16 protein-coding genes are annotated in these 15,447 nt (G+C 59.1%); 12 read left to right on the forward strand and 4 right to left on the reverse strand.

Going from position 1 to position 15,447, the window contains the following annotated elements:
- Positions 1-530: TrmH family RNA methyltransferase (locus HHJ19_RS12610; RefSeq protein WP_296907928.1), on the reverse strand; the 530-nt coding region annotated here is incomplete at its 3' end.
- Between the two features lie 152 nt (positions 531-682).
- Between HHJ19_RS12610 and HHJ19_RS12615 the strand changes: the two genes are divergently transcribed.
- The 3 genes from HHJ19_RS12615 (at position 683) to HHJ19_RS12630 (ending at position 6,136) form a co-directional block, all read left to right on the forward strand.
- Positions 683-1,678, forward strand: coding sequence for an inositol monophosphatase family protein (locus HHJ19_RS12615; protein WP_296907931.1), 996 nt, complete (start codon positions 683-685; stop codon positions 1,676-1,678).
- Positions 1,679-2,675: 997 nt separating this feature from the next.
- Positions 2,676-4,910, forward strand: a complete 2,235-nt coding sequence (locus HHJ19_RS12625) for an FUSC family protein (protein ID WP_296907932.1) — start codon at positions 2,676-2,678, stop codon at positions 4,908-4,910.
- Positions 4,911-5,011: 101 nt separating this feature from the next.
- The gene (locus HHJ19_RS12630) at positions 5,012-6,136 is read left to right on the forward strand and encodes a hypothetical protein (protein WP_296907935.1); all 1,125 of its coding nucleotides are present in this window, start codon (positions 5,012-5,014) and stop codon (positions 6,134-6,136) included.
- A 627-nt stretch (positions 6,137-6,763) separates the two neighbouring features.
- On the opposite strand, the gene HHJ19_RS12635 is transcribed toward HHJ19_RS12630, so the two are convergent.
- The 3 genes from HHJ19_RS12635 to HHJ19_RS12645 all read right to left on the reverse strand — a co-directional run bounded on the left by HHJ19_RS12635 (position 6,764) and on the right by HHJ19_RS12645 (position 8,423).
- Entirely contained in the window at positions 6,764-7,369 is a 606-nt protein-coding gene (locus HHJ19_RS12635) for a hypothetical protein (RefSeq protein ID WP_296907938.1), read from the reverse strand.
- Positions 7,370-7,529: 160 nt separating this feature from the next.
- Positions 7,530-7,901 carry a hypothetical protein gene (locus tag HHJ19_RS12640; RefSeq protein ID WP_296907941.1) on the reverse strand — a complete coding sequence of 124 codons (372 nt, stop codon included), beginning with the start codon at positions 7,899-7,901 and terminating at the stop codon, positions 7,530-7,532.
- A gap of 96 nt (positions 7,902-7,997) precedes the next feature.
- Entirely contained in the window at positions 7,998-8,423 is a 426-nt protein-coding gene (locus HHJ19_RS12645; protein ID WP_296907944.1) for a hypothetical protein, read from the reverse strand.
- A 385-nt stretch (positions 8,424-8,808) separates the two neighbouring features.
- Here HHJ19_RS12645 and HHJ19_RS12650 point away from each other — a divergent pair, with 385 nt between their 5' ends.
- The 9 genes from HHJ19_RS12650 to HHJ19_RS12690 all read left to right on the forward strand — a co-directional run bounded on the left by HHJ19_RS12650 (position 8,809) and on the right by HHJ19_RS12690 (position 15,422).
- The gene (locus HHJ19_RS12650) at positions 8,809-9,090 is read left to right on the forward strand and encodes a hypothetical protein (protein WP_296907946.1); all 282 of its coding nucleotides are present in this window, start codon (positions 8,809-8,811) and stop codon (positions 9,088-9,090) included.
- A 165-nt stretch (positions 9,091-9,255) separates the two neighbouring features.
- Positions 9,256-10,029, forward strand: coding sequence for a c-type cytochrome (locus HHJ19_RS12655; protein WP_296907948.1), 774 nt, complete (start codon positions 9,256-9,258; stop codon positions 10,027-10,029).
- A 173-nt stretch (positions 10,030-10,202) separates the two neighbouring features.
- Entirely contained in the window at positions 10,203-11,057 is an 855-nt protein-coding gene (locus HHJ19_RS12660; RefSeq protein ID WP_296908078.1) for a c-type cytochrome, read from the forward strand.
- A 176-nt stretch (positions 11,058-11,233) separates the two neighbouring features.
- Positions 11,234-11,641 carry a DUF302 domain-containing protein gene (locus HHJ19_RS12665; protein ID WP_296907950.1) on the forward strand — a complete coding sequence of 136 codons (408 nt, stop codon included), beginning with the start codon at positions 11,234-11,236 and terminating at the stop codon, positions 11,639-11,641.
- A 46-nt stretch (positions 11,642-11,687) separates the two neighbouring features.
- Positions 11,688-12,260 (forward strand): DsrE family protein, encoded by a 573-nt coding sequence (locus HHJ19_RS12670; protein WP_296907952.1) that lies wholly within the window; start codon positions 11,688-11,690, stop codon positions 12,258-12,260.
- A gap of 76 nt (positions 12,261-12,336) precedes the next feature.
- Positions 12,337-13,155, forward strand: coding sequence for an OBAP family protein (locus tag HHJ19_RS12675; RefSeq protein WP_296907955.1), 819 nt, complete (start codon positions 12,337-12,339; stop codon positions 13,153-13,155).
- Positions 13,156-13,181: 26 nt separating this feature from the next.
- Complete coding sequence (locus HHJ19_RS12680) at positions 13,182-13,964, forward strand: substrate-binding domain-containing protein (protein WP_296907958.1); 783 nt, start codon at positions 13,182-13,184, stop codon at positions 13,962-13,964.
- Positions 13,965-13,995: 31 nt separating this feature from the next.
- Positions 13,996-14,940 (forward strand): substrate-binding domain-containing protein, encoded by a 945-nt coding sequence (locus tag HHJ19_RS12685; RefSeq protein WP_296907961.1) that lies wholly within the window; start codon positions 13,996-13,998, stop codon positions 14,938-14,940.
- Positions 14,941-15,044: 104 nt separating this feature from the next.
- The gene (locus HHJ19_RS12690) at positions 15,045-15,422 is read left to right on the forward strand and encodes a DUF202 domain-containing protein (RefSeq protein WP_296907964.1); all 378 of its coding nucleotides are present in this window, start codon (positions 15,045-15,047) and stop codon (positions 15,420-15,422) included.
- Positions 15,423-15,447: the final 25 nt, after the last annotated feature.

Here is a 15,447-nt window from a genome sequence, read left to right on the forward strand (position 1 = left end):
AGCGCTTCGCGCCAGTCGTAGGCGATCAGCTGCACCGCCGCGCCCAGATTCAGCGAGCCGAATTTCGGATCGGTCGGAATGCTCAAGGCCACATGGCAGCGGTACACGTCTTCGTTCTGCATGCCGAAACGCTCGGAACCGAACAGAAAAGCGACCGATTCCGGCCCTTGTCCACTATTTTCCGTACTTGTCAGCTCCTGATTTAATAGCAACCGGGCGGCCCCCAGCAATTCGGAAAAATGCGCGCGCGGCGCCCGGGTGGGTGGGCCAAAGTCGCGCGGCGTCATGGCGGTGGCACAAAGATGCACCATGCCATCAAGCGCTTCGTCCAGCGTGGCGACAATGCGGGCATGTTGAAGCACGTCAAGCGCGCCGCTGGCCCGCTGGATGGTTTCTTCCCGGTTCAAAACATTGGCCCAGCGCGGCGCCACCAGCACCAGGTCATCAAAGCCCATGACTTTCATGGCGCGGGCCGTGGCGCCGACATTGCCGGCGTGACTGGTATTGATCAGGATAAAACGGGTTTTCATGAATAAATCCGGCGCTCTGGCGGTGTACCAGCCTCAGGTTTCGGCTTAATTCCGGCTACACGAGGGGAAGCCGGTAAAATGGGGACATTGTCGCCTGCCTCCGCTACATCGAATTAGCGGGCCGCAGCTCCTGCCGCTCTTATCTACAATTTATGTCCAGCAATCTACACCCCATGCTCAACGTGGCCGTCAAGGCTGCGCGCGCCGCCGGCGCACTCATCAACCGCGCCGCACTTGATGTCGAGGCAGTCCGCGTTTCAGTCAAGCAGACCAACGATTTCGTCACCGAAGTCGATCAGGCAGCTGAAGCCGTGATCATCGAAACCCTGCTCACGGCCTACCCGGGCCACGGCATTCTGGCTGAGGAATCAGGCAGCGAGCATGGTGCAAAAGACTCCGAATTCATCTGGATCATCGACCCGCTGGACGGCACCACCAACTTCATCCACGGCTTTCCGTTTTATTGCGTCAGCATTGCGCTTTCGGTACGCGGCAAAATCGAGCAGGCTGTGGTGTATGACCCGACCCGCAACGACATCTACAGCGCCAGCAAAGGCCGCGGTTCCTACGTCAATGACCGCCGCCTGCGCGTGGCCAAGCGCACCCGCCTGCAGGAATGCCTGATCTCGACCGGCTTCCCCTACCGCCCCGGCGACAAGCTCAAGTCTTACCTCAACATGCTCGGCGAAGTCATGAGCCAGTGCGCGGGGGTACGCCGACCCGGCGCGGCGGCACTTGATCTGGCCTATGTCGCAACAGGCAACAGCGACGGTTTTTTTGAAGTCGGCCTGAAACCGTGGGACGTGGCCGCGGGTTCGCTGCTGGTTACCGAAGCCGGTGGTCTGATCGGGAACTTCACTGGTGAGGCGGATTTCATGGATCAGGGCGAATGCCTTGCAGCCAACCCGCGCATTTACGGCCAGTTGGTGGCGACCCTGGAAAAGTACAGCAAGTTTGCCGGCGCCGGCGACAAGGCCGCAGTGCGTCAGTCCCTGCAGGATTCAGATGCTGAAGCCGGAACCCGGGAAGACACGGACGGCAACGAAACACCGGCTCCAGCCCGGGCGGAAAAGACCACCCTCAAGGCACGCAGAATCAAGCCTGTACCGGCGCGCGATGGCGGCACACCAGAAGACGCACCGTTCTAGCCTGCAACCGGCCAAAGCGCCCTTTCGCCGCCGGTCAGGCCGAAGGTCGCGTTCGCTCCTGTCAGCAGGTCCGGCGCAGACCTGTCTGGTTTTCCCCTCTCGGCCATCCGGCATGCCAACCGATCCTCTGTTGTGTTTGAAGACACCGTTCAGCAACATCTGCGCCTGCTGATGCAGACCTGCTGCTTGAAGTCGCCGAACTCGTGGTAAGCCCCCTGAATCTGGAAGTAGCCGCAGTCGATGTGCCATAAGACGAACCTTTATATGGAGGCGGATTGCGTCTGGACGCCATCGATATTCTTGAAATTGCGCTCGTCGTCGCCAGGCGCTACGGCCCGCAACTGCCTGCTGATCAGGATCGCAACCACGCCATCTTTCACTCCCTTGCGCAGCTTGAGAAACCTCGTCGAAGGACAACGCACCAGGTGGCAAGCCCTCTTACGACACGGTTGGAACCAGCCGGTCGTCGGGAATCTATCGGCGTTTTAACCGTGGGCTACGCGGTACTTTCCGGCCTGACCGCCACGTCGACAGCGGCGGGCCTCTGCGGCGCATATTCCGCCCCCACTGGCGCTGGCGGCCGAGACGCGCCCGAGGACCTTTGCCATCGCTCCTGGAAGGACAGTCACCGCGCTGCGCGAGCGTATCGACACGGTATTCATGCCAACACCTCTGGTGCTGCCGGGGTCACTTCCACGAAACAGCACACGCCAATTGCCGTACACAAGGCTCTGGCCGCTGGCATGCGCACGGCAAGGGGACCGGACATGGCAACCGAAACCACGCGTGACACTCCCGGTGATCACCGGGCTTTCAACGAGCACTTTTCCCGCATGCCAAGGTGCCCCTTAAAAGTGCCGGCACGCCCGATGAAGTAAAAAAAATGCTGCGGGCTCAACGATCAAGGCGACCGCTTGGCTACCCTTGAACACCCGGTCCATTCACTACGCGCCGGCCAGACTGACCGCGATTCGATACAGTGTGGACAAAACGCACCATGAACCGCAACCCGACCGACCCGACCATTCTGGAAACGCTGGCATCCCGGCTTCGCGGCAAGGCTCAAGACGTGCTGCGCGTTGCCCTGAGCCAGTATGTGGCCAACGGCTTGAGCGTCTCGCTCGGACTGGTGCTGATCATGCTTGTGCTGTTTGAGTCTGCCGGTCTGGCGGCGGCGGCCAGTGCCGCTGTCGGCGTGATCATCACCAGCCTGCCGGACGTGCCCTCGCCGCGCCGGCGCAAGATCATGCAGGTATTGCCCGCGCCAGTGCTGGGCACACCGCTGTTCATGCTGGTGCAGCTGACCCGTCAGGACCAACTGCTGCTGGGCGGTGTGCTGGTGGCCGGCACCTTCCTCGCGGTGATGATGATGGCCTGGGGCAAGCGCGGCGGACCGATCTGTTTTTCGCTGCTTTTTTCAATGCTGTTTTCAATGGCCGCACCACCGCTGAATTCACTTGAGCAAGTCTTTTCCCACACGGGATGGTTTATGGCCGGCGCCGTGCTCTACCTGCTCTGGGCCGTACTGACCACCCACTTGTTGAACCAGCGTTTTCGGGCCCAGCTGCTGGCCGAATGCCTGCACGGCTTTGGCCAGATTTTACGCACGCAGGCACTACGCTTCGGCCCCGAGCCCGACCACCAGACACTGCTCGAAGCCATGCTGGACCAGCAGGCCAGCTTTGCCGATCACCTGCAAGCCACTCGCGATCTGGTGCTGGAGTCGCCCACGACCCGCCCGCGCCAGCAATATGCAGCCATGCTGATGAGCCTGCTGGAAGCGCGTGATCACCAACTGGCCTGCGACCTGGACCTGGATGTGTTGCTTGAGCAGCAGGCCACCGCGCCGCACCTGCCAGCCCTTCAAAAGGCGCTGAACGCGACCGCCGACGCAATACAGGAACTTGGCATGGCGCTGCTGCTGGGCCGGCGGCGACAGGCGATTCGCCCGATTACCGACCTGCGCCCGCAGCTGGCCGGCGCGCTGCCGCCCCGCCATACTTCTCCTGCGCCCCTCGTCCCGCAGCCGATCCTGACGGACGTGCCCGATACGGCCGCGTTGCTGCGCAACATGGCCGACCGGATTGGCCACATCAACGACGAAGCGGTCAAAATCGCGGCGCTGGCGCGCGCAGACGCTGCTCCCGAGTTGAGCCTGGTTCGCAATCAGTGGCAACTGTTCGTCAGCACCACCACCTGGAGCTGGAAACCCCTGCTCGGGCAGCTGAGCTGGCGCGCCCCCACCTTGCGCTATGCGTTGCGGGCAACGCTGGCTGTGGCCACCGGTTACCTGGTTGCCCTGCATCTGCCTTGGGCGACGCATGAATACTGGATCCTGATCACCATCGTCGTCGTCATGCGTGGCAACCTGGCGCAAACCGTGCAACGCCGCAACGCGCGCGTTGCTGGCACCGTGCTCGGCTGTTTGCTGGTCATGGCTTTGTTGACATCTCACCCGGGCGCCAAGGTGCTTTTCCTGATCGTCGCCCTGAGCACCGGCATGGCGCATGCGTTTGCCCTGCGCCGCTACCTGTACACCACGATTGCAGGCACCGTCAGCGGCCTGCTCCAGGCGCATCTGCTGCTGGTGGGCCTGCAGCCCACGTTTTCGATTGGCGAACGCCTGGCCGACACGGTACTCGGCGCCGTGCTGGCCTGGTTGTTCAGCTACGTGCTGCCGGCCTGGGAACGCAGCCAGATTCCGGGGCTGGTCAAGCGGAGCGTTGAGGCGCAGGGCCAGCATGCCAGGCTGGCGCTGGCGTTGCTGGGCAGCACGCAGACCTCGGACGTGAACTGGCGTCTGGCACGCCGCGAAGCCTATGACAGCCTGTCGGCGCTGACGCTGGCGACCCAGCGCTCCCTGGCCGAACCGCGCCAGGTTCGACCGCCGCTGGAGCCGCTGGAAACCCTGCAGGCGCGGAGCTACCAGTTGCTAGCCCAGCTGACGGCCGTGAAATCCCTGTTGCTGCTGCGACGCAGCCAGCTCGACCTGGAACAAGCCAGGCCCGCGCTGGAATATGCCGCGCAATGCATCGAAGCCGAGCTTTCAGGCAAAACGCCCACGGTCGCGAATCACCACCCGCCCAACTTCAGCATTGCGGGCCAGCCCCATTTGGAGCGGCCGGACATGCTGGTTGCCACCGATCTGACACCCTGGCTGCTGCGCCGCCTGCAACTGGGCTGCGCAATTGCCACAGAGTTACGGCTCGCAGCGAACCGCGTGCGCGTCTGAATTACTCAGCGGACGGGACAGTGTCAAACGGGCGGGTTTCCTGATTTTCCAATAATTTCCAGTTCAATGGAAATTTTCCACCGACTGATAAAATCAGGAATATGAGCGTATTTACTGATCCGTGGCACTTTGCACGGCCCGCGCTGGCGCAAGCCTATCTGCAGGCTTTCGACATCGGCCTGACCTCGGCCCGCGGGCTGTTTGCCCGGCGCCGCATGGGCAAAAGCGAATTCCTCAAGCACGACTTGCTGCCGGCAGCGCTTCAGGGTGGCTATCTGGCCGCCTATACCAACCTGTGGGACGATACCGCCCATCCCGGCCAGGCACTGGCGACAGCTATTTTGCAGGCGACACAAGCCAAAGGCCTGGACCGGTTCTGGCAAGACCTGAGCAGCCCGATTCGCAAACTCAAAGCGGGTGGCAAGTTCCCTGCGGGGCTGGAAGCCTCATTTGAGGTCGACCTCGCGGAAAAAGAAAACATCGCGGTACCGGCCATCCAGGCGGCGCTCCAGATGGCAGACAATTCCAGAAAGAAGTTGCTGCTGGTCATCGACGAAGCACAGGTGCTGGCCGCACCCGAACACAGCGCCGTGGCACATTCCCTGCGCGCCGGGCTGGATATCCGCAAGGCCGGGATCAAGGTGCTGTTTGCAGGATCATCCGAAGCAGCCCTACGCCAGATGTTCTCCCGTTCTGCCGCGCCTTTTTACAACTGGGCGCCGCTTGAGCCGTTTCCCCTGCTCGGCAGCGAATTTGTTGACGCCATGGTGGGCCAGCTTGCCAAAGCCGCCAGGCAGCCGCTTGACGTGAACGAGGCGCGGCAGGCTTTTGCGGCCCTGAAGGAGACCCCCGAGTTTTTTCGTTGGTATATTGAACGCTACCTGATGTACCAGCAACAGGGTTCGGCAGAGGCGCTGCGATACACCCAGGCGCGCGTCCACGACGACACCGGTTATGCCCGGACCTGGAAAGAACTCCCAAGGCCGGACCGTGCAGTTCTGCTGCTCGCAGCGCGCGGCGTGCAAGACCTGTTTGGCGCCGCCACGCTGAACCAACTGAAGGAATTGCTGGAAGTTGAAGCCGTGACAGCTACCGTGCCCAGAGGCTCATTGCGCCGTTTGACCGGTCCCAGGCTGCAATTGCTGGCCCGGGTTGACCACGGAATTTACCGCTTTGAGGACGCCGAATTCCAGGCGTGGGTGGCGGCCAGGCGCACGGTTGAATAAGCTGCTTTTTCGGCCCCGCTTCCGGCGCTTATCCTGAACGCCAGACCTGACGGAGAATAGCGGGCCATGACCCATGACGGCAAATTCCGGCTCTAAAAAATGCCGGACGATTGAATGCAGAGAAAACCCTTGAAAATCAGCGCCTCCCCAGACAAGACAAGTCTTCACACGCCCATGATGCAGCAGTATTAGCGCAACCCATTATCCATGAGGGTTATAAGCCATATCTAACAGAATTTGGCTCTGATTTAGGATGAAATGCTGGAGGTCGATAGACGCTCTTTTCGCACCTTCCGCCGCATCGTGAAATTTGAGCGTCAAAATCCAGCAGCCAAAGGCGAAGTAGGACATTGGACAGGCTTTAAAACTCCGCCAAAAAGCCTCGCGCAGGGCCGTTCGAGCTTGCCGTCCATTTGAGCTAAATTACGCCCCAGGTACTGCATTAACCTTCGGACCAAGAACCAGTTTTCCGACATGCTCACGTACTCCCGACTGGGCGACATCGAAACAGAAAATCCGAATGAGGAGCAACGTCAGCACAATCAAACTGCCTAACTCAAGCAGGGCGAGTTGAAGAAACCGCACGCCGGCCAGTGAGCCGACAAGGAGGGGAAACCTCCTCGACTGCTATTTAGGCATTTTGGCCAAATTCGACTTAGCAGCCACTCGATGGGCAACCTCGAGAATCTTCGGCGGCAAGGGGAGTGTCAAGGCTACTTCAAGTTGCCCCTGGCTGTCCGCCACTTCCATAAAGCCGACGACAAGCTTTTCTGCCATGCGCGCTCGAGGCGCAGGGAGTTCTGGATTGCCATAGGCGTTCGCATGAGACGTGAATAGACTGTGCAGCAGTGGATGCGTGTCGCTTGGGGCTTTCGATGCGGTTATCAGATAGTCCAAAGACACACCAAAGCAAGCTTCTCTGTCCATTGCGAAACACATGACTGGCATGTTGACCATAGTCTCCTCATTAGTCTCTAAGTTGCCCAGAGGAAAATCAAACGAAAAAACATTTAGGTGAAGGCCATTCGTAAAATCCAAGATGCCTTGCAGAGCCTCCCCATCGTCCTGTGCAATCGTTCTCATGATGGGATCGAAGAGCAAATCTTCCACAGCTTTCACGCTCTGCGTACCACCGCCACCATGATCGAACGCCGTAACCGATTTCCCGTCGCTATGCAGCTCTGCGCTGGCGAGGAATTGTTCAGCCGAAGACTTGTTGTCGGCTGCTGCCATGTGTACCTCCCAAAATTTTTGCCTACCGAAAAGACATTCCAGGGGTGGATTCAAGCTCTCGTTGAGAAAGGCCAGCGTTTTAGTTTTCGCGGGATACAAAGTCTCTTTGTACCCGTAACAAAGCGCCACGGCCAAACTGAAATGGCTAAACCTACAACAGTCAAAGCGTTGGGTGTATTCCCGGCCCGACTCTTCCCGGAGGCAAGTCCAAAAATGCGGCCTTTTCTTTACGGGCGAGAAGAAACGCAGCTAAGCAATCGGGTGCGGGGTCAATCTGCGTCGGGTCCGCCCCGGCTTGAATCAACTGAATGGCTATGTCGCAAAACATGGCTTCGTCACCGCCTTCGTCAACCGCTTCTGCAGCCTGCTGCAAAGGCGTCTGTTTGTCACCATTAATCCTGTTGCCTTGGCCTTCGGGGTTGGCACCCCGCGCTAGAAGCACCCGAACCATATCGGCATCATCCCAGGCGCAATAACATATCAATGGTCCGACAAGGCCGCGTACGTTGGGGTCCATACCGGCTTCGAGCATTGCCAAAACGGCGTCGTTTTTTCCATTGCAATTTGCATTTTCTGCTGGGCAACGGCCATCCTTATCATAGAGACTCGGGTTCGCACCTACACTGACTCAGTAGCGGGCGATGGCCCAATCGCTTTGATTCGACTCACCACTTGCCTCGGTAGCCCTCGCTAGGGCAGTGCAGTTGTAGTCACCCTGAAAATCGATGTCAGCGCCCGCTTCAACCGGAGCCTTGACAATTGGTAAAGCGTTGTCGCCGTCGCGGCGCGACACGGTTTGAAGGGGCAGGTCATAGTCTTCGGTGATGCCCCACACGTCGGATGGGACGCCAGAGGCAAGCAGCGATTGCACTTTGGCAACATTGAGGCTCCCAACAGCCTTGTGCATCTCCGATGCAAGTTCTTCTTGATCGTCCTCTGAAAATTCTGTATTCATATTGGTCTTCAAAAAAATCAATCTGCGCCCGAGGCGCGTGTCTGCTGCGCTGGCTTGAACAAGCCAAATCGAGCCAACAGCTTTTGGTGCAAGGTTCATGGAAATGATGGGTTTGTCACATCGCAAGGGAGCATGCACAGCTGCTGTAAAAAAAAGGCTTTAGCCACGCTCCCGAAATACGGCTTAGTTTTGGGCCAATTCTAAAAACCGCAACCGCCCTGCAAAAGACAACGGGTGAACGGAGTAAAGATTGTCATGACCAAAATCGATTACACGCTTTGCAAACTACGCCGCGATTGGGAACTGAACATCTGATACAGCTCAGGTGATATTTGCTGTGCGGCAGGAGCGACAGCTATCTATCCACTTTATCCTACACAGTAGATCGAGTAGTCAGTCGAATAATGCTTTGTATTAGTTCTTATCTACCAAAATTATTCGAGCAATATGCCAACTCGATTTTTTTAATGAATAAAGACTCACCGTGAAAAAAGTAATTTATCTAGGCCTAGCTGTTACCTTCTTGATTGGTCTTTCTGGATGCGCGCAAGATGGAATGATGAAGCAAGACTCAATGAACGGTGGCATGGCCATGAAAGACGGAATGGGCATGAAGATGATGGATACCAACGGCGACGGGATGATCTCCAAAGACGAATTCATTAAGCATCACGAGATGATGTATGACAAGGTAAAAAAAAGCAGTAACGGCATGGTCTCTGTGAAAGACATGCAGATGATGATGGATGAGATGATGAAGAAGTAATGGAACTAAGCTGGCTTGTACAGCCTGGAATTGCCACACATATCGGCTTTGACTCTGATGCGACGACAAGGGCGTGATGCAAGCATGAATGGTTGTGCTTTGCGGTGGGGCCGCGGGCCGCGGGCCGCGGGCCGCCGGCGTTAATTCCGAAAAATGGGAGATGCTATGTTCGCGCGCAAACACCACAATTCAAATGTGAGCGAGGCGGACTTCTGCACAGTGAAACGTATTGCGGCTAGCGTGCTTTTATGCGTTGCTGTCACGACCACTTCGGCGCACCTTGCAAAGCAAGGGCAGCAGATCGCTGCGCAAGGTACCTCGCAAGGTGTAGCTGCTTGTATCAGTTGCCACGGTGCCAAGGGCGAAGGTATGGGGGCCTTTCCACGCTTGGCAGGAACTGGCGAAGCTTACCTTCTGGCGCAACTCGATGCGTTCGCAATCGGCGCTCGCAAAAACCCCATCATGCAGCCAATTGCACAAGGCCTGCAGCCGGCCGAGCGACAGGCGGTGGCGATGTACTTCAGCCAGTTGCAAGCCCCCTTGCTTGCCGTCGATCTGAAGCAGCCTTTGACCTCCGATACAGGGGCTTGGCTGGCCACGCGTGGCCGCTGGGCTGACCAAGTCCCGGCCTGCACGCAATGCCATGGTCCGGGCGGCAGTGGCGTTGGCGCCCCCTTTCCGCCATTGGCCGGCCTGCCTGCAGCCTACATCGCCGAGCAGCTGCAGGCCTGGAAAGCAGGCAACCGCCCCCCTGGGCCACTGGCACTGATGGCCGGCGTGGCCAAAAAGCTATCGGACGCCGAGATTACCGCCGTCGCTGCTTACTACGAAAAGATTGCGTTACCAAAGCGAACAGGCATACCAGATGTGCCCCGCGCTGCGGGCGCTCCAGGTGTCATGAACCCTGCAGCACCAACCCAAACGAAAGGCGCTCCATGACAACAGAGCCACGGGTTCCCACGTTTCGGGTAAATGGTTTACTGCTATTTGTGGGCGTTATGGGCGCCGTTTTGCTGGTGGTTACGGTTGGCGGCAATATACTGCTGGCACGCTTCGCTGACAAGCCGGTTCTTTCAACCGCTGTCCCGTTTGCACAAACGCCTTCTGCGCGAATTACGCCTGCGAACAGCCGCGCTGCGTCCGCACCGAGTGCCAGTGCAAAGCCGGCAGTTATGACTGCTACATTTACGCCGCCCGCCGAGAGCACCATGCCTACGGGGGATTACGGCAAGGTCATCCGGCTGGGGCAGCAAGTGTTCATGGAAACGGGCCAGTACGCCAGCCGTTATGTCGGCAACAATCTGACTTGCGCCAACTGCCACCTTGATGCCGGCAGAAAGGCCGATTCAGCGCCACTGTGGGCGTCATTCATCCACTACCCGGCCTTTCGCAGCAAAACCGGCCAGGTAGACACGCTGGCCTCACGCATTCAGGGCTGCTTCGAGTACAGCATGAACGGCAAGGCGCCGCCCGCCGATGATCCGATCATCACGGCGTTGCAAACCTACGCGTTCTGGCTTGCCAAAGGCGCGCCGGTGGGCATGCCGCTGCCGGGCAGCGGCTACCCCAAGCTCAAAAAGCCTGAGCAGCCGGCCGATTACGCACGCGGCGAAAAGGTGTATGCGCAAAACTGCGCGCTGTGCCACGGCGCCGATGGCCTGGGCCAGCGCGCTGGCGACAAGCAGGTGTTTCCGCCGCTGTGGGGACCGAAGTCGTTTAACTGGGGTGCCGGCATGCACCAGCTGGCGAACGCGGCCGGCTTCATTCAGGCCAACATGCCATTGGGCAAAGGCGGCACTTTAAGCGAGCAGGAGGCCTGGGACGTCGCCGTCTTTATGAACAGCCATGAACGCCCTCAAGACCCGCGCTTCACAAAGTCAGTCGCTGAGACGCGTAAAAAGTACCATGACACCGATGACTCGCTGTACGGCAAGACCGTCAACGGGCATGTGCTTGGGAGCCCTTGAAATGGTCGCGCCTTCTCCTTTCTGCGCCCCGCTTTTCTGCTTTGACTCCATCAGGATGCTTCCGGGCGTCGCATGCTTTGCCCGTATTGTTGGAAATATGTCGCCAATCGCTTATTCGGTGGAAGGAGTGGCCCCGGACACCCATTTCAATCTTTTTTTAAACCAAGGAGCAATCTATGTCTGACTACGGATTTAAGACGACGCTTTCGACGACTTTCGACGTTGCTTTGCCTCAAGTGCTGGCCGCGCTCAAGGCCGAGGGTTTTGGCGTGCTGAGTGATATTGATGTGGCCGGCGCGATGAAGGAAAAACTCGACATCAACATGCCGCCTTATCGGATTCTTGGCGCCTGCAATCCGCCTCTCGCGCACCGGGCCTTGCAGGCCGAGCCCGACATTGGCCTGCTGTTGCCGTGCAACGTGATCGTGCGGCAAGACGCCGACGGTCAGGTGACGGTCGGCTTCCTCGACCCGCAGCTGATGGTCGGCTTGACCGGCAATTCGAAGATTCGCGAAGTCGCAGACGATGCCGCCGTCAGGCTGCACCGCGTCTGCGATTCTCTGGCCAAGCCCACGATTCCATAAGCCTGACTCTAGGCCTTTTCAATCATCTTTCTCCAAGAGGTTCCTGATGCAACAACGTCTTCGAATGCGAGCCGCTACAACAGCGGCTGCAGCGGCACTTCTCCTCGCCATGACCACTGGGCTGACCCAGGCGCAGACTCAAGCGCTGGCGGGGCTTGCCGTTCCGGGTTTTGGTGCCACCCATACCGCTCCGCGTGCTGCTGAGCATCCGAGCAAGTCGCTTCGCTACAAGGTGCTGTTCAGCGTAACCCAAGGCAACGACGACACGACAAAGCCGAATGCGAGCCTCGACAAGGTGGCGCGCTTCATGAATCTGCTGGCGGCCGATGGTATTCGGCCGGTTGCTGGCGATGTGGTGGCAGTGATGCACGGCAAAGCGACGCCGATCGTGATGGACGACACCCCTTACCGCGCCCGCAACAACGGTGCTGCGAACCCCAACCTTGAAATGATCGACCAACTTAAGAAAGCAGGTGTGTCCGTTCGAGTGTGTAGCCAGGCGCTGGCCGCCGCGTCGATTGCGCCAGAAGCCGTCGACAAGCGGGTAGAGATCGATGTGGCGGCGTTGACGACGTTGGCCAACTTGCAGTTGCGCGGCTACGCGCTGATCCCCGATTGATGCGCTCACGCGTGCACCACCACCGCCAATTCACACGAGCGCGCCGGCAGCCGCTCGTAACAAGGAGAAAGTCGCAATGAAACCAACCCGCCTGGCAATTAAGCCGATCACCGTCTCGGCTTTCATGGCAATGCTTCTGCTGCAACCTGCTTCTGCCCAGACGGACGTGCGAAACGCGCCGCCTGGCGCCGACAAGAGCGTCAAAACGCGCACACTTGAATTGGGGGCCAAAACCCTGCAGGGCAACAGGCCCGTTGACATCCTGGACATCTACCTCGACGGCTTTCACCCGATGAAGGACCACCCGGAAATGCAGATGGAGGCGCACCACTTCTGTCATCAGGTCAACGAAGATTTCGCGCAGTGCGCGCTGTTCGATGGCAATACGAAGAGCGCCAACCTCAACGGCATCGAGTACATCATTTCGGAGAAGGTGTTCGCCACGCTGCCCGAGGCGGAGCGCAAGTACTGGCACCCGCACAACGGCGAGATCCTGTCTGGGCAACTGGTCGCGCCGGGCATTCCCTCGGTGGCCGAGAAGGCCCTGATGAAAGGCAAGATGAACAGCTACGGCAAGACGTGGCACGTGTGGAACACCGGTATGTTCGGCATGCAGGCCGACAAACTCCCGCTCGGAGAGCCGATGCTCGCATGGTCGTTCAACCGGGACGGCGAGCCGCTTCCCGGCATCGTCGAACAGCGCGACAAACGCCTGGGCATCGACAGCGCAAAACTTCGTCGCGAGCGCTCGGATCTCGAGCGGTTGGCGCGCCCGCAGACGGGTGTCGACGATCTGAAGGGAAAGTTTGCCCGGCCGACTTCCGACATTCCTGGTGTCTCCGATCCGAAAAAGGGCCGGAGTTCGACCACTGCGGCGTCGGGCGCGTCGCGCTGACGACTCGATCACTACCAGGAGCCACGATGAACCAGTACACAAAACGCTTTTTAACTTCGACCGCCCTGTTATTGAGCATGGTTGCGAGCTGGTCGACACCGGCGACTGCACAGGAAGCGATCAATGTCTACGGTCCCGGCGGGCCGGCTCCGGCGATCCAGGAAGCGGCCAAGGCCTTTGGCGCGGCGAACCAGATGACCATCAACGTCGCTGCCGGGCCGACCAACCAATGGATTGACAAGGCCAAGCAAGATGCCGACGTCATCTTCAGCGGTGCCGAAAACATGTTTACCGACTATGCCAAGGCATTGCCCGGCGCGTTCGATCTCGCCGAGGCGCAACCGATGTACCTGCGGCCGGTCGCAATTTTGGTGCGACCAGGCAACCCGAAAAAGATCCGGGGGTTCCGTGACCTGCTCTCGCCTGGCATCAAGGTGCTGACTGTTGCAGGTGCCGGCCAGACGGCCTTGTGGGAAGACGTGGCTGGACGCACCGGTGACATTGCCATGGTCCGCGCGTTTCGCAACAATATGGTGTTCCCGGAGGCGCCAAACAGCGGCGCCGCAAAACAACAGTGGACACAGCAAAAAGACATCGATGCATGGCTTATCTGGAACATTTGGCAGGTCGCCAACCCGGAGTTGGCGCAGGTCGTCCCGATGGACGAACCGTTTCGCATCTATCGCGACGCTGGGGTCGTGTTGACCCACAAGGGCAGCGCCCAGCCGCAAGCCAAGGCGTTTGTCGAGTTCCTGCAGTCGCCTGCAGGGCAGAAGATCTTCGCCAAGTGGGGCTGGGATGCGCACTGAGCGGTCCCAACGCGAACCCATACCCATACGCATGTGGTCGCTGGTCTGCGCTGCCGCGCTTGCACTCATTGCCCATACGCCTTTGGCCACCGCGGCTGATCCGGTGTATCCACCATGGCAGCATGGCGCGAACAATCCAGCGCTAAACAAGGGCGTCGAGTTCACGGTACATGAGGCCGACAACCTGGCAGACTTCCACGGCAACCTGAACGACCCGCTGCTCGTTATCTACTATGGCGGCAATTCGTTCTTCACGATGGCGCCGCTGGTGAAGGCGTTTGAGGCCAAGTCTCCCCATTACAAAGGGCGCATTTACTTTGAGACGCTGCCTCCCGGGTTGCTGACCAAACAAATGGCCAACGGCGGTACGATCACGGTCGGTAACATGACCTGGACGGTAAAACCTGATGCCTATTTCGCAGGGCTGAACGCGGTGAGAGCACAGATCGAGAATGGCGTGCTAACTGGGCCGCCAGTGCCTTACGTGACCAACGAGCTGGCGATCATGGTAGCCGCAGGCAACCCGCTGCACATCACCGGGCTGGTTGATCTGGCACGGCCCGACGTGCGGCTCGCGATGCCGAACCCAGAATTTGAAGGAGTTGCCCGGCAGATCCAGGCGTCACTCTTGAAAGCCGGCGGTGAGCCGCTGAAGTCCATGGTCTATGAGCAAAAGGTCAAGTCCGGCTCGGCAGTGCTGACGCAAATCCACCATCGCCAGACGCCGCTATTCATCATGCAGGGCAAGGTCGACGCCGGTGTAACCTGGCAGTCGGAAGTCGCCTTCCAGTCTCAAGCTGGTCATCCGCTTGCCGCTGTAACGATTCCGTCCGAACACAACACTACCGAGATCTACGCAGGCGCGGCGGTCAAGGGCGCGGCGCACCCGCAAGCGGCGCGCGACTGGCTGGACTTCATCCGCTCGCCCGAATCGCTGCGGATCTTCGCCAGCTACGGCTTTAAACCTTACGTGTAAGGCACGAAAGCACCGTGATCGCCTTGCTACGCGCCAGTCGAAAAGGGCGGTGGTGACCGATGGCAGGCAGGTCACCAGATCCCATACTGGACGCAAGAAAACCGATGGTGGAACGGCGCGCGACCGAGTACCTTGCCAACGAGCGTACCTTTCTGGCATGGATCAGGACATCCATCGCCGTCATCAGCCTGGGCTTCGTGGTAGCGAAGTTCAGTGTCTGGTTGAACGAGTTGGCCGCCAAACTGCAGCCCGGGGTGAAGGTACACCATTCGGGTGCTTCGATGCTAATCGGGGTCAGCATCATGGCCCTGGGTGGCTTGCTGGCCTTGCTGGCGGCGTGGCGCTATGACGTTGTGAATCGCGCCATCGAAAGCGGCGTCGTGCGCCCCGATCGGCGCCTCATGTTTGTCGTCACAGCGATGGTCACGATGATGTGTGTGGCCATGATTGTTTACATGCTGCTCACGGCACAGCAGGCATAAAAAAGTACCTTTTAAGACACGGAGA

This window comes from Polaromonas sp., from assembly GCF_012927415.1.
Classification (GTDB): domain Bacteria; phylum Pseudomonadota; class Gammaproteobacteria; order Burkholderiales; family Burkholderiaceae_C; genus Polaromonas.

Coding starts and splice junctions, on each gene's coding strand:
- HHJ19_RS12615 (WP_296907931.1), top strand. CDS start 683: ATGTCCAGCAATCTACACCCCATGCTCAACGTGGCCGTCAAGGCTGCG.
- HHJ19_RS12625 (WP_296907932.1), top strand. CDS start 2,676: ATGAACCGCAACCCGACCGACCCGACCATTCTGGAAACGCTGGCATCC.
- HHJ19_RS12630 (WP_296907935.1), top strand. CDS start 5,012: ATGAGCGTATTTACTGATCCGTGGCACTTTGCACGGCCCGCGCTGGCG.
- HHJ19_RS12635 (WP_296907938.1), bottom strand. CDS start 7,369: ATGGCAGCAGCCGACAACAAGTCTTCGGCTGAACAATTCCTCGCCAGC.
- HHJ19_RS12640 (WP_296907941.1), bottom strand. CDS start 7,901: ATGCTCGAAGCCGGTATGGACCCCAACGTACGCGGCCTTGTCGGACCA.
- HHJ19_RS12645 (WP_296907944.1), bottom strand. CDS start 8,423: ATGAACCTTGCACCAAAAGCTGTTGGCTCGATTTGGCTTGTTCAAGCC.
- HHJ19_RS12655 (WP_296907948.1), top strand. CDS start 9,256: ATGTTCGCGCGCAAACACCACAATTCAAATGTGAGCGAGGCGGACTTC.
- HHJ19_RS12665 (WP_296907950.1), top strand. CDS start 11,234: ATGTCTGACTACGGATTTAAGACGACGCTTTCGACGACTTTCGACGTT.
- HHJ19_RS12670 (WP_296907952.1), top strand. CDS start 11,688: ATGCAACAACGTCTTCGAATGCGAGCCGCTACAACAGCGGCTGCAGCG.
- HHJ19_RS12675 (WP_296907955.1), top strand. CDS start 12,337: ATGAAACCAACCCGCCTGGCAATTAAGCCGATCACCGTCTCGGCTTTC.
- HHJ19_RS12680 (WP_296907958.1), top strand. CDS start 13,182: ATGAACCAGTACACAAAACGCTTTTTAACTTCGACCGCCCTGTTATTG.
- HHJ19_RS12685 (WP_296907961.1), top strand. CDS start 13,996: ATGTGGTCGCTGGTCTGCGCTGCCGCGCTTGCACTCATTGCCCATACG.
- HHJ19_RS12690 (WP_296907964.1), top strand. CDS start 15,045: ATGGTGGAACGGCGCGCGACCGAGTACCTTGCCAACGAGCGTACCTTT.